The sequence below is a fragment of the Rhodococcus sp. MSC1_016 genome (genome assembly GCF_023667485.2).
Lineage (GTDB): Bacteria > Actinomycetota > Actinomycetes > Mycobacteriales > Mycobacteriaceae > Rhodococcus_F > Rhodococcus_F oxybenzonivorans.
On record NZ_JAMOZI020000001.1, the window covers coordinates 5,862,664 to 5,888,765 of the forward strand.

24 protein-coding genes and 1 pseudogene are annotated in these 26,102 nt (G+C 65.3%); 19 read left to right on the top strand and 6 right to left on the bottom strand.

The annotated features are described in order from the left end of the window. Positions 1-136: 136 nt before the first annotated feature. The gene (gene dnaB, locus L1080_RS27380) at positions 137-2,341 is read left to right on the top strand and encodes a replicative DNA helicase (RefSeq protein WP_250766678.1); all 2,205 of its coding nucleotides are present in this window, start codon (positions 137-139) and stop codon (positions 2,339-2,341) included. Between the two features lie 275 nt (positions 2,342-2,616). Continuing rightward, the gene (locus L1080_RS27385) at positions 2,617-4,077 is read left to right on the top strand and encodes a glyceraldehyde-3-phosphate dehydrogenase (protein ID WP_250766698.1); all 1,461 of its coding nucleotides are present in this window, start codon (positions 2,617-2,619) and stop codon (positions 4,075-4,077) included. Here L1080_RS27385 and L1080_RS27390 read toward each other — a convergent pair. Together L1080_RS27390 and L1080_RS27395 are read right to left on the bottom strand one after the other, a co-directional pair. Further along, a pseudogene (locus L1080_RS27390) lies at positions 4,035-4,693 on the bottom strand (fatty acid desaturase family protein); the annotation flags it as partial. The gene L1080_RS27385 and the pseudogene L1080_RS27390 overlap by 43 nt on opposite strands. A gap of 200 nt (positions 4,694-4,893) precedes the next feature. After that, the gene (locus L1080_RS27395; protein WP_250766701.1) at positions 4,894-5,358 is read right to left on the bottom strand and encodes a hypothetical protein; all 465 of its coding nucleotides are present in this window, start codon (positions 5,356-5,358) and stop codon (positions 4,894-4,896) included. Positions 5,359-5,472: 114 nt separating this feature from the next. On the opposite strand from L1080_RS27395, the gene L1080_RS27400 reads away from it, so the two are divergent. The 4 genes from L1080_RS27400 to L1080_RS27415 all read left to right on the top strand — a co-directional run bounded on the left by L1080_RS27400 (position 5,473) and on the right by L1080_RS27415 (position 9,451). Next, entirely contained in the window at positions 5,473-6,192 is a 720-nt protein-coding gene (locus L1080_RS27400) for a TetR/AcrR family transcriptional regulator C-terminal domain-containing protein (protein WP_159922869.1), read from the top strand. 261 nt (positions 6,193-6,453) lie between these two features. Next, a complete protein-coding gene (locus L1080_RS27405; protein WP_250766704.1) occupies positions 6,454-6,897 on the top strand; it encodes a MerR family transcriptional regulator in 444 nt (147 codons plus the stop codon). Positions 6,898-7,638: 741 nt separating this feature from the next. Next, positions 7,639-8,607: an ERCC4 domain-containing protein gene (locus L1080_RS27410; RefSeq protein ID WP_159922900.1), complete on the top strand. Its 969-nt coding sequence runs from the start codon at positions 7,639-7,641 to the stop codon at positions 8,605-8,607. Positions 8,608-8,707: 100 nt separating this feature from the next. Beyond that, positions 8,708-9,451: an IclR family transcriptional regulator gene (locus tag L1080_RS27415; RefSeq protein WP_250766707.1), complete on the top strand. Its 744-nt coding sequence runs from the start codon at positions 8,708-8,710 to the stop codon at positions 9,449-9,451. Here L1080_RS27415 and L1080_RS27420 read toward each other — a convergent pair. After that, entirely contained in the window at positions 9,414-10,607 is a 1,194-nt protein-coding gene (locus L1080_RS27420; protein WP_236603173.1) for a multidrug effflux MFS transporter, read from the bottom strand. The two genes, L1080_RS27415 and L1080_RS27420, sit on opposite strands and share 38 nt — an antisense overlap. Before the next feature lie 47 nt (positions 10,608-10,654). Next, positions 10,655-11,506 (bottom strand): alpha/beta fold hydrolase, encoded by an 852-nt coding sequence (locus L1080_RS27425; protein ID WP_201453391.1) that lies wholly within the window; start codon positions 11,504-11,506, stop codon positions 10,655-10,657. Positions 11,507-11,608: 102 nt separating this feature from the next. On the opposite strand from L1080_RS27425, the gene L1080_RS27430 reads away from it, so the two are divergent. The 13 genes from L1080_RS27430 to L1080_RS27490 all read left to right on the top strand — a co-directional run bounded on the left by L1080_RS27430 (position 11,609) and on the right by L1080_RS27490 (position 23,510). After that, positions 11,609-12,094, top strand: a complete 486-nt coding sequence (locus tag L1080_RS27430) for a hypothetical protein (protein WP_250766711.1) — start codon at positions 11,609-11,611, stop codon at positions 12,092-12,094. After that, positions 12,091-12,510 carry a hotdog family protein gene (locus tag L1080_RS27435; RefSeq protein ID WP_159922908.1) on the top strand — a complete coding sequence of 140 codons (420 nt, stop codon included), beginning with the start codon at positions 12,091-12,093 and terminating at the stop codon, positions 12,508-12,510. Before L1080_RS27430 ends, L1080_RS27435 begins: the two co-directional genes overlap by 4 nt. A 95-nt stretch (positions 12,511-12,605) precedes the next feature. Continuing rightward, on the top strand, positions 12,606-13,922 hold the full coding sequence (locus L1080_RS27440; RefSeq protein ID WP_159922910.1) for a Rieske 2Fe-2S domain-containing protein: 1,317 nt from the start codon (positions 12,606-12,608) through the stop codon (positions 13,920-13,922). A 124-nt stretch (positions 13,923-14,046) separates the two neighbouring features. Beyond that, positions 14,047-15,390 (top strand): M20 family metallopeptidase, encoded by a 1,344-nt coding sequence (locus L1080_RS27445; RefSeq protein WP_250766714.1) that lies wholly within the window; start codon positions 14,047-14,049, stop codon positions 15,388-15,390. Then, positions 15,390-16,343, top strand: a complete 954-nt coding sequence (locus tag L1080_RS27450) for a DODA-type extradiol aromatic ring-opening family dioxygenase (protein ID WP_250766718.1) — start codon at positions 15,390-15,392, stop codon at positions 16,341-16,343. Before L1080_RS27445 ends, L1080_RS27450 begins: the two co-directional genes overlap by 1 nt. Positions 16,344-16,380: 37 nt before the next feature. After that, positions 16,381-17,253, top strand: coding sequence for an alpha/beta fold hydrolase (locus L1080_RS27455; RefSeq protein ID WP_250766722.1), 873 nt, complete (start codon positions 16,381-16,383; stop codon positions 17,251-17,253). Between the two features lie 323 nt (positions 17,254-17,576). Then, positions 17,577-18,530: an ABC transporter substrate-binding protein gene (locus tag L1080_RS27460; RefSeq protein WP_250766725.1), complete on the top strand. Its 954-nt coding sequence runs from the start codon at positions 17,577-17,579 to the stop codon at positions 18,528-18,530. Beyond that, positions 18,527-19,342: an ABC transporter ATP-binding protein gene (locus L1080_RS27465; protein ID WP_250766737.1), complete on the top strand. Its 816-nt coding sequence runs from the start codon at positions 18,527-18,529 to the stop codon at positions 19,340-19,342. Before L1080_RS27460 ends, L1080_RS27465 begins: the two co-directional genes overlap by 4 nt. Continuing rightward, entirely contained in the window at positions 19,339-20,172 is an 834-nt protein-coding gene (locus L1080_RS27470) for an ABC transporter permease (protein WP_159922922.1), read from the top strand. The genes L1080_RS27465 and L1080_RS27470 overlap by 4 nt, the downstream gene beginning before the upstream one ends. Before the next feature lie 182 nt (positions 20,173-20,354). Continuing rightward, the gene (locus L1080_RS27475; protein WP_250766739.1) at positions 20,355-21,365 is read left to right on the top strand and encodes an NAD(P)/FAD-dependent oxidoreductase; all 1,011 of its coding nucleotides are present in this window, start codon (positions 20,355-20,357) and stop codon (positions 21,363-21,365) included. Positions 21,366-21,367: 2 nt separating this feature from the next. Then, positions 21,368-21,688 carry a DUF362 domain-containing protein gene (locus L1080_RS27480; protein ID WP_159922926.1) on the top strand — a complete coding sequence of 107 codons (321 nt, stop codon included), beginning with the start codon at positions 21,368-21,370 and terminating at the stop codon, positions 21,686-21,688. Then, complete coding sequence (locus L1080_RS27485; RefSeq protein ID WP_159922928.1) at positions 21,688-22,527, top strand: alpha/beta fold hydrolase; 840 nt, start codon at positions 21,688-21,690, stop codon at positions 22,525-22,527. The genes L1080_RS27480 and L1080_RS27485 overlap by 1 nt, the downstream gene beginning before the upstream one ends. A gap of 89 nt (positions 22,528-22,616) precedes the next feature. Continuing rightward, positions 22,617-23,510 (top strand): IclR family transcriptional regulator, encoded by an 894-nt coding sequence (locus L1080_RS27490; protein WP_159922930.1) that lies wholly within the window; start codon positions 22,617-22,619, stop codon positions 23,508-23,510. 25 nt (positions 23,511-23,535) lie between these two features. On the opposite strand, the gene L1080_RS27495 is transcribed toward L1080_RS27490, so the two are convergent. Together L1080_RS27495 and L1080_RS27500 are read right to left on the bottom strand one after the other, a co-directional pair. After that, a complete protein-coding gene (locus tag L1080_RS27495; protein ID WP_374432797.1) occupies positions 23,536-25,098 on the bottom strand; it encodes an AMP-binding protein in 1,563 nt (520 codons plus the stop codon). A 40-nt stretch (positions 25,099-25,138) separates the two neighbouring features. Beyond that, positions 25,139-26,083, bottom strand: coding sequence for a quinone oxidoreductase family protein (locus L1080_RS27500; RefSeq protein WP_159922934.1), 945 nt, complete (start codon positions 26,081-26,083; stop codon positions 25,139-25,141). Between the last annotated feature and the right edge of the window lie 19 nt (positions 26,084-26,102).

A 26,102-nucleotide genomic window follows, 5' to 3' on the forward strand; every position in this document is an offset into this window, starting at 1 on the left:
GCGTGTCCCACGATTCCGGAGCCGGCTCTCGCGAAGAGCCTGCGAAGGTTGTCGGTAGGGCCGAGTACAAAAGGTTCGTGCACCACGGGGACGGCAGTTTCCGAGCGGCGCAACAGTGATGGGGAAGGTCGGTCGAGTGGCTGTAGTAGACGATCGGGGCCGTTCCGAATACCCGGGGCCGCCCGACGCGGAACCCGGTGAAGAGTTCGGTCGCCAGCCACCCCAGGACATGGCAGCGGAACAGTCGGTCCTCGGCGGCATGCTACTCAGCAAGGACGCCATCGCCGACGTGCTCGAGGTGCTTCGTCCCGGCGACTTCTACCGTCCCGCCCATCAGTCCGTGTACGACGCGATCCTCGACCTCTACAGCCGCGGTGAGCCCGCCGACCCCGTGACGGTGTCGGCGGAACTGGACCGTCGTGGTGAGCTCCGCCGGGTGGGTGGTGCTTCCTACCTGGTGACATTGACCCAGACCGTGCCCACGGCTGCTAACGCCGGTTACTACGCCGAGATCGTCGCCGAGAAAGCCATCCTGCGCCGCCTGGTCGACGCCGGCACCCGCATCGTCCAGTACGGCTACACCGGCGCCGACGGGCAGGACGTCGCCGAGGTCGTCGACCGCGCTCAGGCCGAGATCTTCGAGGTCACCGAACGCCGCACCACCGAGGACTTCGTCCCCCTCGAGGAACTGCTGCAGCCCACGATGGACGAGATCGACTCCATCGCCAGCCGCGGCGGCATCTCCCTGGGCGTGCCCACCGGCTTCGTCGAACTCGACGAAATCACCAACGGCCTCCACCCCGGGCAGATGATCATCGTCGCAGCGCGGCCCGGTGTGGGTAAGGCGCTGGCGCTCGACACTCCCCTGCCGACCCCCACCGGCTGGACCACCATGGGCGACGTTCGAGTCGGTGATCACCTCATCGACGCCGACGGCAAGCCCACCCGGGTCGTCGCCGCCACCGAGGTCATGAACGACCGCCCCTGCTACGAGGTGGAGTTCTCCGACGGAACCGTCCTCGTCGCCGACGAGCAGCATCAGTGGCTGACGGACATCGACGGGCATGGCGCTGTCCGGACCACCGGTGAGATCGCCGACTCGATCGGCGCCCGTCATCACGTGGCAAATACTGGCGCGTTGCAGTTCGCTTCGTCGAATGTGCCTGTCGACCCGTACGCATTGGGGGCCTCGCTGACGGTCGGCGCCACCGTTGATCCCGAGCTGCGCGTCGGTGTGGCCGATCTCGTCGTTCAGGCCGAGAACAAGAGGATCCCGGCGGAACTGCTCCGCGGCTCCGAGTCCGAACGCCGCGAATTGCTGGCCGGGATGCTCGACGCCGCCGCGTCCGTCGCGGCAGACGGCGAAATTCGTCTCGATACCCGCGACCCATCGCTGTCGGACGATGTCGCCGAACTCGTCGTCGGTCTGGGATACGACTGCCACCGCGCGGAAAGTGGCGTCGCCTTCTACGCTGACGATGACGTGTTCCAGGTGCACCGGAAGGCCCTCCGCCACAAGCAATTCCGTGGTGATGTGCACCGATCGCGGCGCATCGTCGATGTGCGCAAGGTCGACAGCGTTCCCGTGCGCTGCGTCGAGGTAGACAACGCCGATCATCTGTACCTCGCCGGTCGTTCGATGATTCCCACGCACAACTCCACGCTCGGCATGGACTTCCTGCGTTCGTGCTCGGTCAAGCACGGCATGGCCAGCGTCATGTTCTCGCTCGAGATGAGCAAGACCGAGATCGTCATGCGTCTGCTGTCGGCGGAGGCGAAGATCAAGCTCGGTGACATGCGTTCCGGCAAGATGACGGACGACGACTGGACGAAGCTCGCCCGGCGCATGAGCGAGATCAGTGAGGCGCCGCTTTTCATCGACGACTCGCCCAACCTCACCATGATGGAGATCCGCGCAAAAGCCCGGCGGCTCAAGCAGAAGCACGACATCAAGCTCATCGTCATCGACTACCTGCAGCTGATGAGTTCCGGCAAGAAGGTCGAATCCCGTCAGCAGGAAGTCTCGGAATTCTCCCGTAGCCTGAAGCTTCTGGCGAAGGAACTCGAGGTTCCGGTGGTGGCGATCTGCCAGCTCAACCGTGGCCCCGAACAGCGCCAGGACAAGCGTCCTCAGGTGGCCGACCTTCGTGAATCCGGCTCCCTCGAGCAGGACGCCGACATGGTGATCCTGCTCTACCGTCCCGACGCCACCGAACGCGACGACCCCCGCGGCGGCGAAGCCGACCTGATCCTCGGCAAACACCGTAACGGCCCCACCGCCACCATCACCGTGGCGCACCAGCTCCACCTGTCCAAGTTCGTGGACATGGCGCGGGGGTAGTTTTGCGATAGTGCCAGCAGCGTGCCTGCTTGCTGCCGCGCCCCTCTCTCGTCCTGTACTCGGCCTTTTGCCTGGCCGGATGCTCGTCCCAGCGGACGCTTCGGCGACCGGCTTGTCGGCCCGAAGAAACGCTTCCTTATGATGAGGCGTCGGGCGCGCCGGTGTCCGCGAGTCACGAAACCGGCTCCGGTGATCCAGGTCACTGCTGGTGGAAGGGTGTGCGCTCGCCGGCATCCGATCCAAGGACACATGAGCCGGGAAGGCAGACAAGCGCAGTGAGCACAGTGGAACTGGCCCAGTGGAACTCCGAGGAAGCTCTCGCGGAGGCGATGATCCCGATCATCGGCGGCCTGCACCGCAGACGCTCGGTGACGATCTTGCTTCACAGCCGCTCCCTGGTGAACAAGTCGGTCATCAGTATTCTGCGGACCCATCGTTTCGCCCGGCAGATCAGCGGCGACGAACTGTCCGTCGAGGAGACGTTCCCCTTCCTCGAAGCGCTGACTCACCTCGACCTTCGGCCCTCGAAGGTCGATCTCGGACTGCTGGTGATGGCCTATCGCGCCAACGGTGACGGAGCAACGGTCCCGGAGTTCGTTGCACGGAGCCTCGCCGACCTGGTCGGCGGCGCCCACACGAGTCCCGCGCAGCCGCAGGACGTGGTCCTGTACGGATTCGGGCGTATCGGTCGCCTCGTCGCTCGACTGCTCATCGAGAAGGCCGGTTCGGGCAACGGGCTGAACCTGCGTGCCGTGGTGGTCCGCAAGGGTGGCAGCGACGATCTGATCAAGCGCGCATCGTTGCTGCGCCGTGACTCCGTCCACGGGCAGTTCAACGGCACGATCAAGGTCGACACCGACAAAAACACGTTGATCGCCAACGGCAACGTCATCAAGTTCATTTACAGCAACGACCCGGAGAGCCTCGACTACACCGAGCATGGCATCGACAACGCCATCCTGATCGACAACACCGGAATCTGGCGCGACCGCGACGGCCTGTCGAAGCACCTCCGCCCCGGTGTCGCGAAGGTGGTGCTCACCGCTCCCGGCAAGGGAGACGTCCCGAACATCGTGCACGGCGTCAATCACCGCGACCTCGACCCGAACGAGCAGATCGTGTCCTGCGCGTCCTGCACCACCAATGCCATCGTCCCGCCGCTGAAGACCATGGACGACGAATTCGGTGTGTCCCGAGGACACGTCGAGACCGTGCACTCGTTCACCAACGACCAGAACCTCCTGGACAACTACCACAAGGCCGACCGTCGTGGTCGTTCGGCGCCGTTCAACCTCGTGCTCACCGAGACCGGAGCCGCGTCGGCGGTCGCCAAGGCGCTCCCCGAGCTGAAGGCCAAGATCACCGGCAACTCGATCCGCGTTCCCACTCCGGACGTGTCCGTCGCGATCCTCCACCTTCAGCTGGGTCGTGAGACCACCCGGGAGGAGGTGCTCGCGCATCTCAGCCAGGAGTCGCTCACCGGAGCGCTGAGCCGGAACCTCGACTACACCGCTGCAACCGATGCCGTGTCCAGCGACTTCATCGGTTCGCGCGCCGCGTGCATCGTCGACGCGAACGCGACGATCGTCGACGGCGACACTGCCATCCTCTACGTCTGGTATGACAACGAGTTCGGATACTCGTGCCAGGTGGTGCGCACTGTCCAGTACCTGTCCGGTGTGGAGTACCCCATCTACCCCGCGGTCGACGCCGCTGATGCGATGTCCGTGGTCTGACCGGCGGAACCGTAGGTTCGCGGCGCCCGGGCTGAGCAGTGGCTGCTCTCCCGGGCGTTGCGACGGTTCGTGCGTAGGGTTCGTAGTGCTGTGCGTAGCCCGATGCGCGTAGCCGGAGTCGCCGCGACCGGCACATGCACGGCGCGGAATTTCAGTTCGGAGGCCGTCTCGGGGGCGTCGTCGGCGGTCGCACGCAGAAACCGGTCGGACAGTGCGAGTTTGTGGATGGTGCGCAGCGTCAGCAGATACTGCCGACCGAGGGATCAGTGGTGTACGGCAGGTCGTATTTCTTGCACAATGCGTGCACCTTGGTGGAGATTTCTGCGTAGCGGTTACTGGGCAGGTCGGGGAACAAATGATGCTCGATCTGGTAGCACAAGTTGCCGCTGAGAAACGCCATCACCGGGCCGGCACGGAAGTTGGCCGCGCCGAGCATCTGCCGCAGATACCACTCCGGCCGTGTCTCGTTCTCGAGTTCCGTGACGGTGAACTTTTCGGCGCCGTCCGGGAAGTGCCCGCAGAAGATCACTACGTACGCCCACACGTTCCGCAGCAGTTTCGCGGTCAGGTTCGCTGTGAGCGTTCGTCGCCATCGGCGTAAGGGCGGGAAAGAGTAAGTTGCGGCCGAAGGGCCGATCAACTCGGCTTCGAGGCTGCGGTCGTGGCTGGCTCTGCCAAACACCTTCTTCACCGAACCCTTCGTGGCCTCGGCAGAATGAGAATGCTACTTACCGATGCTCATGACCGGTGTCTCTTTTCTGGTGTTTCGCCTGGCTCGGACATGTCGGGCACAGCGATCGCGGTGCCATCCCCTGCTTAAGGAGTGACGCCGTGGTTGGTGGCGACGCTATCCGAGCGGTGGCCGAACGGGTGACGCCAGTCACGTCGCCCGTCTCGCTGGACACGGGGAGTTGGACTGTGCGCGGTCGTGTCGACTGTCGCCGGGTCCGCGGCGGCCACGTCGCGCTGCTCGGCTAGGCGGTCCCGGTCCTGATAGGCATCGGCTGTTTCGCGGCGAGAATCCTTCAGGTCGTGGCGGGCGAGGCGGCCGCGACGGGAAGTCCGCCGAGCGCCGGCTAGAAGCAGGCTCAGTCCGAGCAGGCCGACCGCGCCGACGACGATGCCGTAGAGAAACAGGGTTCCGGTGGACCCGGTGACGTGGTAACCGAACACCGCGAAATCGTCGGTCAGGGCGTGCGCGTCGCCGCTGTTGATCAACACGCCCGCGAGCCCGATTATCACGGCGGCGAGCAGAATGACGAGTCCGAAGATAATGATCATGGCGGCCTCCCGGGCCTACGTTGTAGTACCTAGTCAACGCTGAAGCACGCGGGTTGTCAACGGTGTAGACCTACGCGTTAGACCTACAGTAGAGGGGAACGAGAGGAATCTGTGATGGCGAAGGTGCCCGCTCGTCGCACGGCCGACCCCGAGGCCGACGATTCTGGAAGTGGTTTGCTGACCAGGGAGCTGATTCTTTCGTGCGCGCTGGCTATTATCGACCGCGACGGCATCGAGGGACTCACGATGCGACGCCTCGGCAAGGCTCTCGGCCGGGATCCGATGATCTTGTACCGGCATGCGCCGAACAAGTCCGCTCTCCTCGATGGCATCGTTGAGATTGTTCTCGAGCAACTCGTCGTCGATACCGCGGACGGTGACTGGGTGACTCAGCTACGCGCCGTCGCCCGGAGCTTCCGCCGCCTCGCGCTCGATCATCCCCACGTCGTTCCGTTACTGGTCACGCGGCCTCTGGCGACGCCCCTCGGGCTGCGGCCCCTGGGAACTCTGCGTCCACTCGAAGACGTCCTCACGCTGCTTACCCGCGCCGGCCTCAACGGTGCCGACGCCCTGCACGTCTACCGGGCCTTGTTCGGCTTCCTTCACGGTCACGTCCTCAACGAACTACAGGAACTCGTCGAACGGCCCGAGGAAACCGACGATCTGCTTCGCCTGGGACTGCATCGGTTACCGATCGGCGAGTTCCCGCTCCTGCGCGGTCTCGCGCCGGTTCTGGCCTCCTACGACGGCGCCGCCGAGTTCGAACGTGGTCTCGACATCCTTTTCTCCGGCCTGACCGCAACGTTGACCTCGACAGTTCAACCTTCCGTGTGAGCTAAGGCTGAAAGCGTCTGAATACTGGTCGATCGACTCCAAAATATCTGTAGCGGCGACTGTAGACATTGGGGCGTCGCCCTTGTAATGTTCCTGTCGTTGCAAGGAGAGAGTTCACGGGGTGCGGGAGAGAATGAACTGCCCGCAGAGCAGTACCGCAAGAAACGGCCGTGACGGGGCAAGCGTTATGTAGGTGTGTGAGGCCCCGGCACCTCCGGCCTGCAGTCGAGCAGCACGATGAGCCCGACTGCGGAAAGTGCAGTGAATAAGGAAGTGAAAACCGCTCCGGCCCCCGGTGCCTCACGGCGCCGGGGGCCCTGTCCGTCCGAAAGGTGTTATCCCATTCCGGAAGATTCCCCCGACCGCGGCCCGGCAGGGGACAAGCTCGACGACGAGGACTACCCGGCCTACAGCATGGGCCGCGCCGCCGAGATCCTTGGCGTGACGCAAGCCTTCCTCCGCAGCCTCGACGCCGCGAAATTGCTCGCCCCTGGACGCTCGGAGGGCGGCCATCGCCGCTACTCCCGATACCAGCTCCGCCTCGCCGCCCGAGCTCGCGAATTAATCGACCAGGGCACCGCACTCGAGTCCGCGTGCCGCATCATCATCCTCGAGGACCAACTCGCCGAGGCCCGCCGCATTAACACCGAACTCCAGCACAGCCACCGCCCGTCGATGGGCGGACCCGGCCGCGCATCCGGCTGAAACACTTACCGAGCGTTGCCGAACGCCTGACACGATGCGGCCAGGCCGGCTCTTGGCTGAACCGACGAGGCCTGGACACGACCGGTACTCCGGGATACCGGGCACGTCTGAAAAGTTAGTACCCCAGCGGGCGGCGCCCGACACTGCCCAGGTGGGACCGATCGAGTTGAGGTCGACGGACCGATCATGGGCTCGATCCCGAGGGTGAACCGGGATTTCTAAGTCCACGACGTAAGAAGCACAGTGACGGCGCAGACAGCGACAAGACCGGGTTGTGGGGGTCCTGGGTCTCGCCGGGCTCCAGCGTCCCGGCGGTTTCTCCCTCGACGTCTTCAGCCCCGACCGGACGTTCGACGGCAACATTGCTCTGTCGCTGGGGTTTCCATCCTGTCGTTCTCCGGTTTCGAGGCTACCGCCATCTACGGTGAGGAAGCCAAAGCAGCGCGGCGCAGTATCCGGGTCGCGACTTGCAGCGCGCTTGGTGTTCAAGGGTTCGACATGGTCGATAGTCGCGGCATTCGACGACGCCTTTTTCCGTCGTTCAAACCCTCGCCACCGTCAGTATGCGCGCCGGGCAGGTGACGGCGGGCCCCGCTGGAAGCAGCTCGGTAGCAGTGGTCGTCACTTCATGGACCGAATGCACAAATAGCGGGTCTGATGAGTCGAGCACCAGCCTCACCCGGACACGAAACCCGGCGCCGCCTTCGCCGACGAATCGCGGATCAGTGAGAACCTGAGTAAATGGAGTTGCTCATTGCTTCCAATCCGGACCCGGATTCTAAGCTGCCCTATCTGCTCCGGCTGCCCATCGACGGCGGCCTCGTGCTGCGCACCGCAGGAACCTGGCCCCGCACCAAAGCGCTGTACTGCCATCCCGTTCCGGTCAGCGAGTGGCCCGAGCACCCCGAGGTTGTCGAACGCGTACGACTGCGGTCGTGCGCCCGCCGCGGCGCCGCCATCGACCTCATCCTCGACCGCGGAAGGGAGAACCGGTCCCAGATCGTCTTCACCACCGCCCGCGGCCGCGACATGGTGTTCTGGCAGTCCCCGCGCACCCGTAAACAAGCCAGACCAAAAGTCAGCACCCCCACCGCCCGCGCCGCCGGAATCGCCGACCTGCACATCGTCGTCGACTCGCACGAGCGATACCCGTATCGGTTCGCCGACCAGCAGGTCACCACGGTCAAACGCGCCCTACCGTGTGGAGATTACGGACTGCTGCGCGAGGACACCTTGATCGCCTCGGTCGAACGCAAATCACTCCCCGACCTGGTATCGAGCCTTACCAGCGGAAAACTGCGCTATGCCCTCGCCGAACTCGCTGCGCTACCCCGCGCCGCCGTCGTGGTGGAGGACCGCTACTCGGCTATCTACGCCCTCGACCGGGTCCGGCCCGCCATCGTCGCGGACGGGCTCGCCGAACTCCAGATTCGCTGGCCGAACGTGCCGCTCGTCTTCTGCGAAACCCGCGCCCTCGCCGAACAATGGACCTACCGGTACCTTGCGGCCGCCCACATCTGGGCCGATGTCGACACCGCAGCACCCGCCCCGGGCGCACCGGCGGACAACGACACTGCCGCCGAGGCGTCCGCGCCGTCCACCTCCGAGGTCCGCGCGTGGGCCCGCGGCCAGGGCCTCCCCGTGCCCGACCGCGGTCGATTACGCCCCGAGGTCTGGGAGGCCTACGCCGCCGCACACGCCGAGCAATGACACCAATTTCGGCTGTGCACGATGAACGGACGCGTCGGCAACCGCGCGTATGCTCGACTGACGGGTCCGCTGAGTGGACCGTGCCTGTCGGAGGATGTACATGAACGCGTCGTTGCTGGAGAAGGTGCGACTGCTACTCGACAGCTTCGATACGGAGTCCGGAGCGCTGTCGTTGACCGAGCTCTCGCGGCGGAGCGGGGTGGCGAAGGCGACCGTGTACCGCCTTGCCGGGGAGATGGTCGAGATCGGGTTCCTGGAGCGGGTGGGAACCGACTACCGGCTGGGACTGCGCCTCTTCGAACTCGGCCAGCTGGTCCCGACACAACGCATCATCCGGGATGCCGCGGTTCCGTTCATGCAGGACCTGCACACTCTCACCCTCGAGACGGTGCATTTGGCGATCCGGGACGGCCTCGATGTCATGTTCGTGGAGAAAATTTCGGGTCACCGCAGCGCCCCGCTCCCGTCGCGGGTCGCGGGCCGATTGCCGATCGAGGCCACGGCGACAGGCAAGGCGATCCTCGCGTACTCGCCGTCGAGCATGTTCGACGAGGTCGTCGCGCGTGGATTCGCTGCCCTGACCACTCGGACCGTTTCCTCTGCTCTCCGCCTTCGCCGGCAACTCGATCGGGTCCGGCAAGAAGGGTTCGCATTGGAGGTCGAGGAGGTCGGACTCGGTCTGACCAGTATCGCGGCACCCGTCTTCGCCGGCTCGATGGTGGTCGGTGCAGTCAGCGTGACCACCACGACGTCGCGGATGAACGTCGCGCGGACGGCGAAGCCGTTGACGGCCGCGGGTGCGAATATCAGTCGCGCCCTCCATGGCGCCGCGCGATCGGCCTGACACCGAACCCGAGCGCGAGAACGGCCAGGACAGCACAGCCGGTCATCGCGACGGCCACGGCCAGCGCGGTGTTTCCCAGGACGCCGACGACCGGAGCCACCACGGCCGCTGTGCCGAACTGCGCGAACCCGACGACTGCCGCCGCCGTGCCGGCCGCCTCGCCGTGCCGGGTCAACGCCAGAGCCGGCGCATTCGGCATCACGAAACCTGTCGCACACAGCAAGATCAGCACCGGTACCGCGAATCCCGCAAATCCCGCATCGCCATGGAGAGCCACCGCGATGAACACGACTCCCACGGTGACGCTGACGGCGAGCGCGACGATGCAGATGCGGGCGGGGGACCAGCGGTCCAGCAGCCGAACGTTGACCTGCGCCGCCCCGATCAGGACGACCCCGCCGGCCGCGAATGCCACTCCGTACACGGTCGGATCCAGTTCGAACTCCCTCTGCATGACGAATGAGGATCCGGCGATATACGCCCACAGGACCGCACGGCTCAGTCCACACACGAGGACGAGCGTCGTGAAGCGGCGATCGCGGACAAGCCGGGTGTAGGTCCGGAGTGCAGGGGCAAGTCCCCGTCGGCTCCGGTGCTCGGGCGGAAGCGTTTCGGGCAGTGCGACGGCACCGATCAGCATCAGCAGAGCCGCGAGCACGGCCAGCACGAGAAACACACCGTGCCACGACATGGTGGTCATGAGGAGTCCGCCGATGCTCGGCGCCAGGATCGGGGCCACACCCATGACCAGCATCAGATGGGAGAACATGACAGCGGCGGCACGACCTGAGAAGAGGTCCCGGACGACGGCGGTCGCGATGACCACAGTCGCCGCGGCACCCACCCCTTGGACTGTCCGGAACGCACCCAGCACCGTGATGGTCGGCGCGAAATAGCACGCCACGGACGCGACGACATGGACTGCCGTCCCCAGCAGGAGTGGACGCCGCCGACCGTAGCGGTCGGAAACCGGGCCGATTATCAGCTGTCCGAAAGCGAGACCGATCAGTGTTGCGGTGAGTGTCAGCTGCACCGTCGACTCCGAGGTCTCGAAGTCGACGGCGATGGCCGGTAGTGCCGGTAAATACATATCCACCGTGAAGGGGCCCAGTGCGGTGAGCACACCGAGGACGAGGACGAGCCGGATGCGTGTCATACCCGCGGGTGGTGCGGGGTGTAGCTCCGAGCAGGTGCTGCTCGTCGTCACGGGTGTCGCTGTTCGAGGAACCCCGTCACGAGGGAGTAATAGTCGTGCGGACGTTCCTCCTGCAGGTGGTGAGACGCGCGGTCCATCACGTAGAGGTGGCCGTGCTTGATCATTCGGGCCAGCATCAGCGGATAGTCCGGGGTCAGGAAGGCGTCGTGCATTCCCCACGCGAACAGAACCGGCGCCTCGATCATTCCGAGTTCGGTTGTCAGATCCTGCCAGTCCCCACGCGGATTGTCCGACGCCGCGGCCAGCGCCATCTCGTCGGGATCGAGACTTTGCCGGTACCGCATCTCGAGGGTCTCGTCGGGCAGCTGGTCTCCGTCGAACCATTCGAGGCGAGTGATCAGTTGCCGCATCTTCTCCCGGGTGGGACCGTCGCCGCCGTAGTACACGTCGCGGGCGTTGCGGCCACGACGGCCGTCCTCCGGCAAGGGGGCGAGCGGTCCGTAGAAGACCGGCATGCTTCCAGTGATCACCAGTGCACGTACCCGATCCGGGTACTTCGCCGCGAGATTCAGTGCGATCGTCCCGCCCCAAGAATTACAGACGAAATCCGCTCGGGCGATGCCGAGTTCGTCGAGGAGGGCGACCACCTTGGCGGCGTGGAAGTCCCACATCGGTCCGATGATGGTGCACTTGTCGGACTTGCCGTATTGGAGGATGTCGACGAGCACGGCTCGACGATCGTCGGCGAAGAGTGGTGCGACGGGACCGAAATCGGACCACGCGGTGCAGCCGGGGCCCCCACCGTGCAGAAAGATCGTGGGAAACCCCTCGCCCATGTCGTGATAATGGAATTTCACACCTGAGGCGGTGGCGTAGAGACTGTTCGGTGGATGTGCCATGAACACACCTGACCCGATCGGTGGCGGCGACGGAAGTATCTCGGTCCGCTGGACGGTCCGGGACCGTGGTGACGCCGCGACCCCCGGATCTAGTGTCCGCCCATGCGAACTGGACTCGATTCAGCCTTCGAACACGCCCACCGGAAGATCGGTACCACCACGCGCCGCAACCTCGGGACGCTGAGAGCAGCGGAGTCCGTGGCATTCGCACGGGCGTCGGCGGAGCGCGATCCCCGATTTCTCGACCCCGGACGAGACGACTTCCAGGTCCACCCGATGTACCTGCCCAGTATTCTGCGAGGACCGGACGGCGCCGACAGCGAGGAGTATCGGCCCGACGGCATGTTCGCCGATGAGGTGCCCGGCACGGCGGGGCTGGACGTGCGCCTGCTGGCGGGAGGACAGAACATCGAGTTCTGTTCGGCTCCTCCGCTCGGCGAGCCCATCGAGGTCACCCGCACCGTGTGCGGTGTCGACCGGAAGGGCAGTGACGGCCGCGAGTTCCTACTGATCACCGTGTCCAAGACCTACCGCGTCACGGAATCGGTCACGTTGGCAATTGTCACGGAACGGTTCATCGTCCGATGACGCCCATTGGCCGATGGAAGGTCGGAGACGCTATCGAACAGGTTGCGCTGCAGTCTGATCCGATCCGAGTCTTACGTTTTGGTGCTGCCACGCACAACGCGCACCGCATCCACTACGACACCGACTATGCCCATGTCGAGGGCCTCCCCGAACCGGTGGTGATGGCCCAGTTGCAGGGGGTGCTGTTCTTCCGGGCGGCCTCCCATGTGGCCGGGGAGGGCGGTGCGGTGACGTCCGTGATGTGGCGCAACCGAGCACCCGCCCCCGTGGGGTGTGTCCTCACGGTCAGCGGAACTGTCACCCGTATCGAGGGTGACCGGATCGAGGTAGCCCTCGTCGAACACGCCGACGACGGGTCCTTGTGCGCGGAGGGTAGCGCGGTGATCACGACGACACTGCCATCTCGGCGACAGTGAACCCGGTCTGCTGAGCGAACCGGATTTGTTGAGGTACAGGGCAGTCGATCGGAAGATTCACTGCATCACTTGATCTCATCTCGAGAGGACTTCACATGACTGGTGTCGAGGCGCCGGAGAACCCGCAGGTTCTCCCGGAGAGGCCGCGCGCGGCCGGTCGGCAGGACTGGACCGCCTGGCCTCGATACAACGAGGCAGGCAGTGGTTACCGCGGATACTGGTATCCGGTGACGTGGGCGAACCACGTAACTGGTGATCCGACGAGCCACACGATCTGCGGCGAGAAACTCGCGCTCATCCGTGACGCAGGCAAAGTCTATGCACTGCACGACCGCTGCCCCCATCGTGGCGTCCCGCTGTCGGAGGGTGATCAGCAGTTCCCGGGAACCGTCAGCTGTCCCTACCATGGGTGGACGTTCCGACTCGCCGACGGCAAACTGGCCGCCGTCATCACCGACGGTCCGGACTCGAAGATCTGCGGCAAACTGTCCGTGCAGACCTACTCGGTGGAAGAACGCTTGGGCCTCGTCTGGGTGTATATCCCGATCGCCCACGAGCCCGTGCCGCCGATCGACGAACAGTTGCCCCGTGAACTCGTCGAGAACGAAGGCGTCGTCGGTGGCCGGATCCAACCCCGCGGCGGCAATTGGCGATTCGCGTGCGAGAACGGATTCGACGAAGGGCATGCGAAGTACTTGCACCGCACCGCATTGTGGCGGTTGTTCAAGCCGATGCCGACGTGGAATATCACGAGCATCGTCCCGGAGGGCAGGTGGATCTACCGGGTCCAAGAGGAAGTCTACTGGGAGGCCGACTTCCCCGGCGTCGGGAAGTGGACCAACAAGCGCTGGTGGAAGAAGAAGCCCGACGAGAGCCAGATCTCGCAGATCGGAAACGTCGGCGCCGGCCTGAAGGTGAATCCGGTGATCGCAGCCCAGAACTTCCCTGGCTTCGCATCGTTGTCGATGCCCGGTGTGCTGCGGATCGCCTATCCCAACTTCATCCACTACGAGTTCTATGTCCCTGTCGACGAGGATCATCACCAGTACGTCGGGCTTATGGTCAACTTCGAGACCGGGGTGAAGAGTCTCGGCTTCTACGCCAAATACCTCGGTGCGGTGCGGTGGTTGTTCCACGGCCAGTTCTCGGGACAGGACGAGTGGATGGTCAGCGTCACCGACGCTCCGCCGGAAAAGCTGTACCGACCCGACGTCTCGCTCACCACCTGGCGTAATCTCGCCGAAGAGGAGTACGGCGAAAAGATCTCGGCTGCAGCTGCGTTCGCGCCGCCAACACCTGATCGACCGGTTCGTGAGCGCCGCGCCTCCGCGGCGCGGAAGATTGCGCGGCCGGCTACATCCACCGAGTCGGCCAACGGGTCGAGCGCACCCGCCGCGGCCGACGCCGACTAGAGGAGAATTCGATGGTCAAGACTCTGACCGGCGTCACTTTCGGCGTCCTGCTCGCCACCGGCGTGCCGAGGGCATGGCGTTTTCTCGCCGCGCGCAGCAACACCCAGGTACACCGGATCAACTCGTGACGGCCGCGACCGCCACCCCGCTCGCCGGCCTCGACGTGCGACGCCGCACCTGGACCGAACAGGCGTGGGCGACGGTCGACCGTGAGCGATTGCGGGAGCTGATCACCGGTCTGGTGGACATCGCCAGTCCGACCGGCGACGAAGCGCCACTCGCTCGGCACATCACGGAGACTTTCGCAGCCGGGGGTATCGAAGCGCACACGATGGATCTCGACGACCGCCAGGCCAACTCGTGGGCACGGCTGCGCGGTGACGGGTCGGGGCCGGACCTCATGCTGTACGCCCCGATCGACACCGTCACCAGTGGCAACAGCGAGGAAGACCTGCCCTGGGCGGCGGAGACGCTCCGCCCCGACATGACGGCGCGGGCCGACAGCCAGGGCGACTACGTCATCGGTCTCGGTGCGTCGAATCCCAAGGGGCACGCCGCCTGCGTCATGGCGGCGATCGAAGCAGTGCACGCGGCGGGAATACCGCTGACGGGTAACTTGATCGCGGCTTTCGGCGCCGGCGGGATGCCGACGAATCCTCGACCGGGCGTGGGAAACCCGCGTCGCAATACCGGCCAGGGAGTGGGCTGTTCGTTCCTCCTCGAACAGGGCGTCTGGACAGATTTCGCGCTCATCGCCAAGCCCGGGTGGACGGTGTCCTGGGAGGAGGTGGGCCTGGCCTGGTTCGAAATCACGGTGCACGGCACCCACACCTACGTCGGATCCCGGCACCGGTTGCCGTACCGCAACCCCGTCGCGCTGGCGGGTCAGGTGGCAGGACGCCTGGAACAATGGTTCCCGCAATACTCGCAGGCGCACCAGGAGGGGCTGGTGCTGCCCCAGGGCATCGTCGCGAACATTCGGGGCGGGTGGGAGCGGACCGCCTCGTTCACCCCGGCTCAGGTGCGGATGATGGTGGATCTGCGTCTGAGCCCACGGACCACACCTACCGCCGCCAGACGCGAGTTGGTCGACGCCGTGCGGCAGATCGCCGCCGAACTGGACGCCCGCATCGACGTCGAGCAGATCCTGTCGATCCCGGGCGAGACGTCGGACGAGCGGATGTGGCTCTGCCGCAGCGCCGTAGCGGCCTGGGAGGCGGTCGAGGGTCAACCGCACCGAGTGGTCCGCGACGGCAGTGGCGCCACGGACGCGAACATTCTGCGCAACCGTGGCATCCCGACCGTCCGCGTCGGCATGCCCAAGGTCGTGGACGCACCGTTCGAGATGGACTTCGCCATGGGCATGAACACCGTCGACCTTGCCGAGGCCGAGAAGCTGACCCGGTACCTGATCCGGGTCGCCGTCGACACGGTCACCCGCACACTCGAGGAAGTAGGAGCCGGCTGATGGCCGAGATCGTCTTGGGGGTGGGTGCTTCGCACAGCACCCTCATGAACACCCATTGGGAGGAAACGACACACAAAGCCGAGGCGGAACGCTTCCGGTCGGCGCTGTTCGCGGCGCGGGAACGGATCGCCGCGGCGCGGCCCGATGTAGTGATTCTCCTGGGGTCGAATCACTTCAGAGGATTCTGGCTCGACCTCATCCCGCCCTTCACGCTCGGCGTGGGCGAATGCATCGCGAGCGGCGAGTCGGGTACCCCGAAGGGCCAACAGCGTGTCGACGTGGACCTGGCCGGGCACCTCGCCGCCCAAGTAGTGGAGAGCGGCCGATTCGATCTCGCGTACTCCGCCCGCCTACAGATCGACCACGGTCAGTCGCATGCCATCCAGTACCTGCTGGCAGACATGGACGTGCCGATCGTGCCTTTGGTCGTCAACGTCTTCGCGCCACCGCTGCCGACCTTCGGGCGCTGTGAGGCGCTCGCACACGCGCTTCGCGAGGCGATCACCTCGTATCCGGACGACAAACGGGTGGTCGTGATCGCGTCCGGTGGTCTGTCGCACCGGCTGCCGTGGCCGGACTGGCGTGACCCGCACGGTGAGAACGACGACTTCATGGTGCAGGCCTGGCTCGACGGTCGCGAGAACTGGTCGGACTACGACGTGCGCCGGCGGGAGATCATCCGCGCGGCCGAGGCGGCCATCTCACCGGAGTTCGACGACCGAATCCTCGATCTCTTCGAGACCGGCAAGGCGGCCGAACTCGCGGAGTTCTCGACCGACGAAGTCGACACCGAGGCAGGTAACGGTGCGCAAGAACTCCGCACCTGGCTCATGATGGCCGCGATGGTGAACTACGTTCCCGCGGAACGTCTCGCCTACGAGCCGATGCCGGAATGGCTCACGGGGATGGGCGTCGTCGTCCTCGATCCGACCACACGGCCGCTCGCGCCGTAGATTCCTCCACTCTCCACACCCGACAAAGGACACAGACATGACAATTTGGAATGAACTCGCCGGACTCGACTTCGCGGTGAAGACGGTGGACGCAGCCGGAATTCCCACCCGGTCGCTACAGGCGGGCACAGGCGAGGAGGCGGTGATCTTCCTCCACGGCACCAGCGGCCACCTCGAGGCCTTCGCACGTAACATCGCCGCACACGCTCCGTACTACGAATGCCACGCGATCGACATGCTGGGCCACGGCTACACGGGCAAACCGGACTACCCGTACGAAATTCCGCGCTACGTAGAACATCTCGTGAACTATCTCGACGCGGTCGGGTTGGACAAGGTGCACCTCGTAGGAGAGTCGCTGGGCGGCTGGGTCGCCGCGTACCTTGCAAGTGAACAGCCCGAGCGAGTGCTGTCGCTGCAATTGCTCGCCGCCGGAGGCACCGTCGCAAACCCCGAGGTGATGCAGCGCATTCGCACCTCGACCACCAAGGCCGTCCAGAGCGATGACGTCGAACTGACCCGGGCCCGGCTGCACCTACTGATGCACGATCCGGTCGACGCTACCGAGGAACTGGTGGAGGCCCGGCACCGGATCTACCATCAGCCTGATTTCGTCGCGAACATTCACAACCTGCTGTCGCTGCAGGACATGGACACGCGCCAGCGAAATCTGCTCCGGCCCGATCGGCTCGCGCGCATCCAGGCACCGACACTGGTCGTATGGGGCCACGACAACCCGTTCGGTGACGTGCCCGAGGCCGAGAAGATGGCCGCGGACATCGCCGGTGCGCAGCTGCAGCTGTATCCGGAATGCGGTCACTGGCCCCAGCACGAGCAGGCGGCACTGTACAACCCCCTGAGCCTGGAGTTCCTGGCGAAGGCATCGGCGCGCGCGAAGAGCGTCGTCTGACCGGAGCCGACAGCATCACCGCGAAGCCGGCCGCGTCCTCGGGCGTGGCCGGCTTCATGCATTCGAAGGGCCGGGTGGCTTGTGGTCATCGCGGCGGCGGCCCTAACCGGAGCGCCGATTTGTTTCCTTTGCGTTTCGAACAAGCCGCTCCTACCAGCCGCTATGTTCCCCGCAGGTAAGTTTTGCGGCCCGGTCCGCACGGTGGACCCGGTTGATTCACCCCGCACCGAGGTGCCATTAGGTTTCTCACCACAACGCCACGATGAGGCCTGGATCACAAGAGGAGATGTACGAGCATGGCTTGGAGATCGATACTCGGCAGGGTGACACTTGCCTCAGCGGCGGTGATCCTCACAGTCACGACCGGGGCGTGCAGCCGTCCCGCCACGCAGTCCGTCGCCGACGCCGCCGGCGGCCCACTCCGGATAGCCGTGGGTATCGACGCGTCGTACGCGCCCTTCTTCGTCGCCGACGAGGAGGGCATGTTCGCCGATGCCGGCCTCGACATCGAGCTGGTGCAGTTCGGCCGAGGTGGTGAAGCCGTCGACGCGCTGGCTTCCGGCCAGGTCCAGCTGGCCGGCAGTTCGGACACCACGACGATCGCGCAGCTACGCCAGAATCCTTCCCTGCGGGCGATGTACTCGTACGAGGTGTCGGGCGACTACCTCAAGGTGGTGTTGCGCAACGGGGTCGACACGGCCGCCGACATCCGCAAGATGGGCATCGTCCCGGGGCTGAGCCAAATCTCGACCGACAAGTACCTCGCTTCCAACGGAATTCCCGCAGACTCGGTCGAGATGGTCTCCGCCACTCCCACAGACATGCCGGCGCTCCTGGATCGGGGCGACATCGACGGATACGTCCTCTGGGAACCGTGGCCGGCCACCGCACTCGCGCAGGGCAGCGGGCACGTCGCAGCCGTCACCGGAGACTTCGACTGGTTCTACCACCACTGGGCGATCACGACCGAGCCCTGGCTCGACAAGAACGAAACCACCGCCCGTGCGATTGCCCAGGTGCTCGTCGACGCCACCGCGCGGGTGGAGTCCGATCCCCGAGCTGCCGCCGCCGCGACGAGGAAAGCCGTCAACGTCGCCGATGACCAGACGGTCACCGCGGTCGACGAAATCGACTTCGGCGTCGAGAACCTGACCGACAAGAGCATCGAGTCCGCACAGTCGATCGTCGACTTCTACAGGAAGATCGGCGTTCTCTCCGAGCAGCCGGATCTGGCCTCGGCCATGCTGCTCGATTGGTACCAGGAGGAGAAGAAATGACCGCAACCACAGACAGGACAGTTACGGGTGTGCCCGTCGAGGTCCGCGATCTGGGCATCAGTTTCGGAGCTGCCGAGATCGTGTCGGGAATCGACCTCGAGGTGCGACCGGGCGAGTTCGTGTGCCTGCTCGGCCCGTCGGGGTGCGGCAAGTCGACACTGCTCTCCGCGATGGCCGGCTTCATCGAGCCCGGCGCCGGCGAGATCACGTGCGATGGCGACGAGGTGAACGGCAGCAACCCGCACGCCGGCATGGTCTTTCAGAGTTCGGAGGCACTGTTCGAGTGGATGACCGTGACCCAGAACGTCGCGTACGGGCCGAGGATGCACGGCGCCGGCAAGGCCGAACAGGCGCGCATCGCCGCCGAGTACCTTGCGATGGTCGGTCTCCCACATGCGGGGAAGAAGTTCCCGGCACAACTGTCGGGCGTTATGCGGCAACGCGTTCAGATCGCGCGAGTTCTGGCCAACCAACCGTCGCTGGTGTTGATGGACGAACCCTTCGGCGCGCTCGACGCGCAAACGCGGCAGGTCCTGCAGGTCGAGCTCGACAGAATCTGGCGGCACACCGGGTGCACCGTCGTGTTCGTCACTCATGACATCGACGAGGCCTTGACGCTCGCCGACCGTGTCGTGGTGATGTCGGCCGGACCCAAGGCGCGAATCAAGAGCATCTACGAGGTGCACGCACAGCGTCCGCGGGACAGGGCGCATCCCGACGTGATCGACATGTACGAGAAATTGCGTGACGACATCCGCGCCGAGGTCGTGGCGTCACTCCGCAACCAAGGCATCGAGGAGGACCAGCTATGACCACAGTGGTACAGAACACCGTCCACACCCGCGGCGAACGAGTGCAACCGGCCCGAAAGAGACGGTCGAGCGCAGGTGGGGCCGCCGTGCGCACGGCGGCGCTGTGGGTCGCGTCCGCGGTCATCGGTCTGGGGGTGTGGTCGTTTCTTGCCTGGTGGTACGGACCGACGACCATCGCCTCTCCTGTTCAAGTGGTCACAGCAGCGAGGGAACTGGCGGAAAGCGGTGTCCTCTGGACCTCGATCTGGGCGTCTGCTCAGCGCATTCTTGTCGGGTGGAGTCTCGGCGTCGTGATCGGCGCACCCGTCGGCATTCTCATGGGCCGCGTCAACCTCGTGCGTCAACTGCTCGATCCGTATATCGAATTCTTCCGGTTCATTCCCCCGATTGCGTTCGTGACGTTGGCCGTGGTGTGGTTCGGGATCGGTGAGACGTCCAAGATCGTGCTGATTTTCTACACGTCGGTGTTCATCGTCACCGTGAGCACGATTGCCGCGACCGTCGCGATCAGCGAGAACAAGCTGCAGGCCGCCGCCAACCTGGGGGCAGGCAAACTGCAGATCATGAAGACGGTTGTGTTGCCGTCGTCGGTACCGGGCATCGTCACCGGCGCCCGCCTCGCGATGGGCAACAGCTTCCTGACCATCGTCTCAGCCGAGATCGTGGCAGCCGATCACGGCATCGGTTCGATGATCTGGCAGGCCCGGAACTACGGGCGCATCGACTGGACTTTCGTGGGCATCATCGTGCTCGGAATCATGGGCTTTCTGTTCGATCGTGTCCTGAGACTGTTGTCGGGCCGATACCTGACCCGGTACGGGGTCAAGTAGTAGTCCTTCGCCGGCCCGGGTGCACATAAGCACCGGGTGACAACAGAATTCGAGTACAGGCGGGTCCGCCGGCATGGTGTCGGTCGACCCGCCTTTCCATGTTCATGGGCAGGGCCGAACACAGTCTGCTGACCGGACCGGTTTCATTTATCCGGCGCCGCAACATGATTAGCGTTGCCGGCATGAACGCTTCGCTCAACGCGTCGACCGGCACGGACCTCGACGTCGACATTCTCATTATCGGTGCCGGCCCCGCCGGTCTCTACGGTGCGTACTACGCCGGCTTCCGCGGACTCCGCGTCGCCGTTCTCGACGCTCTGTCCGAGCCCGGTGGCCAGGTGAGCGCGATGTACCCGGAGAAGGCGATCCTCGACATCGCGGGCTTTCCATCCGTCAAAGGGCGAGATCTCGTGAATGGATTGCTCGCGCAGGCCGCGCCGTTCGACCCGGCATATCTGCTGGGCGAGCAGGCCCGGTCACTGGAACACACCGAGGACGGACGTGTCGTGATCGGGACGAGCAAAGGTCGCACCGTCACCGCCGGTGCGGTCGTGATCACCGGCGGGATCGGGACATTCACGCCGCGCCCTCTGGTGAAGGGACAGGATTTCGTCGATCGCGGTCTCAGCTACTTCGTGCCCGACCTGTCCGCGCACACCGGTAAGGACGTGGTGATCGTGGGCGGCGGCGACAGCGCCTTCGACTGGGCAGTCCATCTCGAGCCGATCGCGTCGTCGGTGACCTTGGTGCATCGTCGCGACAAGTTCCGTGCACACGCGGCGACGGTGACGAAGGTCCGCGAGAGCACCGTGCGCATGCTGGTCAATGCGGACATCGCCGCAGTCCGCGGCAACGGCTGGGTCGCAGAGGTGGACGTCGCGCACAAAGTCGACGAGACCACCACGACGTTGCCGGCGCAATCCGTCATCGCCGCTCTCGGATTCACCGCCGACCTCGGGCCGATGACGGAGTGGGGACTCGAAATCGATTCGCGTCACATCGTCGTCAATACCCGAATGGCGACGACCGTGCCGCGGGTGTATGCGGCCGGTGACATCACCGACTACCCGGGGAAGGTCCGGCTCATTGCCGTCGGATTCGGCGAGGCCGCGACCGCGGTCAACAACGCCGCGGCCGTCCTCGATCCGGATGCAGAGATCTTCCCGGGTCATTCCACCGAAAAGGAGAGCTGACAATGGCATTCGTCATAGGCGAGGCGTGCATCGACTACATGGACCGCTCCTGCATGGAGGAGTGCCCGGTCGATTGCATCTACGAGGGTGAGCGCAAGCTCTACATCAATCCGAACGAGTGCATCGACTGCGGCGCCTGCGAACTCGCCTGCCCGGTCGAGGCGATCACGGTCGATCGGAAGGCAGACCCCGACTTCAAGGAGGACGGGAAGCGTTTCTTCCTCGAGGTTCTGCCGACCCGGGCGGAACCGGTCGGCAATCCGGGCGGCGCCGCGAAGATCGACGTGATCGGCGTGGACACACCCATGGTCGCGGCTTACTGATGGCGATACGGTTCGGCTACGCCGACACGTCGTTCGGGCAATTGCACTATGCGGAATCGGGCAGTGGGCGGCCGCTCCTCCTGCTGCATCAGACTCCGCGGTCCTGGGACGAGTTCCGTGAGTTGATCCCGCTCCTGGACGACGAGTTTCGCGTTCTCGCTCTGGACATGGTGGGGTTCGGAGCGAGTGCGTCCCTCGCTGCGCCGCAGACGATCGAGTCGTTCGCCGACGCCGCCTGGGAATTTCTCGACGCCGTGAACGCCGGACCGGTGGCGGTCCTCGGTCATCACACCGGCGCCGCGGTCGCGATGGAGATGGCTGCCGGCCGCCCCGGTGAGGTCGATGCTGTGGTGTTGTCCTCCTGCCCGTGGACGGAGGGGAGTGACCGTAACGACGAATCGGGTTCGGGAGGCGTGGACCGCGCCGTCCGTGAACCCGACGGCAGCCACCTGCAGACCCTCTGGAATCTGAGACGACCGTATTACCCGGCCCCGGTGACGAATTTGCTCGACCGCTTCCTGCGCGACGCCCTTGCGTACGGTGTCGATCCGGCCGAGGGACACCGCGCCTGCGCTCGCTACCTCATGGCGGACCGCATCGGAGCGGTCAGGGCACCGGTGCTCTTGCTCGCCGCCGGCGCAGACCCGTTCTCGATGCCCCACGTACCAATGTTGAGGAAGGGCCTTACCGGGGCACGGGTTGTGCGTGAAGAGGTGATCGAGGACGGGACCGTTGCGTTGATCGAGCGTGAGGCACCGCGGGTGGCCGCAGCGGTCCGGTCCTTTCTGAACTCACCGGACGTTCGGGCCGTACCCGAAGATCTGAGACGGGTCCGGTGACCGGACCCAATCCCGTGCGTCTCGCCGACGTCCGGCCCTAGCGTGGCTGTGAACGGGACGAATGCCCCGCCGATCGCCAGGAGGCAGCAGTGACTACAGAGGCGCAGCATTCGGTCGGCCTCGGCCACGTCGTACCGATCCCGTCGGCACACCGTGCTGTGGGACAGGACATGTCGTCCGTTCTCGGCAAGGCGCGGCTCATTCTCGACGCGTTCGGGAGTGAGCACAGCGACCTCTCGCTCACCGAGCTCGCACGTCGAAGTGGTGTCGCGAAGGCGTCCGTGCACCGGCTGGCCGGTGAACTCGTCGAATGGGGGCTCCTCGAGCGGGCGGGCACGAAGTACCGCTTGGGCCTGCGGCTGTTCGAACTCGGACAGCTCGTCCCCCGGCAGCGCATCCTGCGTGACGCCGCCCTGCCGTACATGGAAGACCTGCTGCTGGCAACGCAGGAGACGGTGCATTTCGCGGTACGGGACGGAATCGACGTGCTCTACATCGAGAAGATCGTCGGACACCGCGGATTGCAACAGCAGTCGCGGGTGGCGGGCCGATTGCCGCTGTACTGCACCGCGACCGGAAAGATGATCCTGGCGTTTTCACCGCAGTCGGTGTTCGACGAGGTGATCGAGCAGGGATTCACAGCCCTCACCACCCGCACCACGATGTCGGTCGCGGTCCTGCGCCAGCAACTCGACCGCATGCGCAACGAGAAACTTGCAGTCGAAGTCGAAGAGACCCGCATCGGTTACATGAGTGTTGCGGTGCCGGTGTTCAGCGGACCCCGAACCCTCGCCGGTGCCCTGTCGGTAACAGGTCCGACGGCGCGGCTCAACGTCAGCCGGGTCACCGGTGCACTACGAACCGCGGGCATCGGAATTTCCCGAGCACTGCACGCGATGCGCTGCGGATATTCGGCGACCGACATCTCCGGCGGCGAGCCGTGCACGCCCGCGATGTGCTCGTTCAACGGGTGCGGCCGCTAACCGGTAGTTCGAGGCGGTTGCCGGGTCACCGGGACGGGACGGCGTCGGCATCCCAGGTGTTGCTGCCGACCCCACGCGCACGAAGTACTTCCTTACGGACCTTGCCGGTCTCCGTCAACGGAAGCTCACCGACGAAATCGATGAATCGCGGCAGAGCAAAGTACGCCAGCTGGTGTGCCCCATGGTGGCGTAAGTCGAGGGGGCTCAACTGCATTCCGTACCGGAGGACCACAGCAGCCATCACCTCGTCCTCGGCGAGTTCCGAGGGCACGGGGAATACCGCGACCTGCTCTACCGCCGGATGCCGGGACAGCGCCTCCTCGACCTCGGCCGAGGAGATGTTCTCGCCGCGCCGACGAATCACGTCGCGCGCCCGATCGACGAACCGATACCAACCGTCGGATTCCCGGACCACCCGGTCACCGGTGTAGAACCAGTCGCCCACCCCGCGCGCATGCTCGGAGAGGTATCCCGTGGCAAATCCTCCGGGAAGGTCTGTGCGGACGACCAGTTCGCCGGCGACACCGTCCACGACGGTGGCACCTGCGTCGTCGACGACCTTCGCGTCGTAGCCCTCGCGCACGATTCCGAGATAGCCGGGACGGCGGTCGCCGGGGACAGTTCCGAGGACGAGATTCGTTTCGGTGGTGCCGTAGCCGTCGACGAGTTCGACGCCGAAACGCTCACGAAAGGGGGCCCACAGGCGGGCCGGCGTCGCCGGTGCCAGGGCACGGGTGGCTCGGTGCTTCTTGTCTTCCGGGCCGGGTTCCCTGCCGGTGAGCATCGCGACCATCGCACCGAGCAGGTAGATCACCGTGGCGTCGCTGTCGGCCACCTGCTGCCAGTACCGACGCACCGAGAAATGCTCGCCGAGCACGAATGTTCCTCCCGCAACCAGCGCCTGGAACAGTGTGTTGAGCGCATTCGTGTGGAACAGGGGAAGGCCGTTGTACAGAACGTCGTCGGGCCCGAGCCCCAGGGACGCTCCCACTCCCGCTCCCCACCAGAGTGATTGAGCATGAGGGCAGCGCACACCTTTCGGCGGACCGGTCGTCCCGGACGTAAACAACACCACCGCCGTGTCGAGTGCGGTCACCGCGGGGTCGGCCGCTCGCCCGGGAATTCGGCGGTCATCCGGCCCGGGAACGGACGACGTGCCGAGTATCCACTTTTCACCGGTGAACCGAGTCTGGTCGAGCCGGGGCAGAAAGGCCGGGTCGATCAACAGGTGGCGCGCCCCGGACTGCTCGAGCACGCTGTCGAGGGCGGCGCCACGCAATGCTGTATTCAGTGGAACCGTGACCGCTCCGAGCCAACTACACCCGAGCAGCAGGTCGATCAATTCGATGCGGTTGGCACACATCGCGGCCACCGCGTCACCCCTGCATATCCCGCGCCGCGAGAGCTCCTCGGCAGTCGCTGCGGCACGCTGCACGAGTTCACGATAGGACACCTCCACGTCCCCGGCCCGGACGGCGAGATGATCGCCCCGCTCGGTGGCACGCTGGACGAGCAGAGATGGAATCGTCATCGCCGCCGGCAGGGGCAGTGGCAGTGGCATTGGCAGCGAACCGGATTCGGGCGTCACGGGTGTCACCTTCCTTCGGCGAACATGCGATGGAGGCCGGTCACGGGATGACTACCGCGCGGCCGGCGACCTTCCCTTCCCGCATCATCTGCAGTGCGAACGCGATGTCGTTGAGCGGAAACTCCTGAACCGCCATTCCGATCTCGCCCTCGACGAGACGCCGGATGAGGTCGGGTGCGAGTTCTGCCTGTCGTGCACTCTTGCGAATCATGTTGACCGGCAGCAGTTGAACATCTCTGAGCAGCCAGTTCGGCAGATCGATCGGAAGTTCGGTCCCCAGCGTGTACCCGATCAGTGCGGCCCGCCCGCCCGGTACGATCCGCTCGAGCAGGTAGGGCAGCGAGTCGCCGCCGAGGGTATCGACGAGCACGTCCGCCACTGGATCAGGTCCAAGGGCGTCGGCCAGTTCAGATCCGCGGCCGACGACCGGTCGAACACCGTTGGGCACGAGCGGTACCTGATCCGCTCGCGGCACCACACCGATCACGTCGGCGCCCGCGAGAAGCGCGAATTGTGCCGCCATGGACCCGACCGCGCCGGCGGCTCCGGACACGACGACCCGCTCACCGGCGGTGACGCGGGCGACGTCGTGGACCGCGACGAAACCGGTTGTGCTCGGGAGGAAGAACGTGGCCGCGATCGCCGGTTCGAGGGCGGAATTAAACGGCGTGAAGACCTTGTCGGCGGCCACGACATACTCGGCCCAGCAGCCGGGTTTGAAGAGGCCGACTCCGCCTCCCCGCACCAGCACCCGGGTACCGGCGTCGAAGATATCCGATTCGATCACCGTGCCGGCCCCGTCGGTACCTCCGACGTGTGGCAGCGCCGGCTTGATGTCGAAGTTTCCGCTGCCGACGGTGAGATCGAGGTGCCCCAGTGCCGCCGCGTCGATCCGGACGAGGGTCTGTCCGGATTCTCGGGTCGGCACCTCGACGTCGTCGATGATCGGGTCGTGGCCGAATGTGTGAAAGCGGGCTGCGCGCATGGTCTGTCCTTCGGGAGTG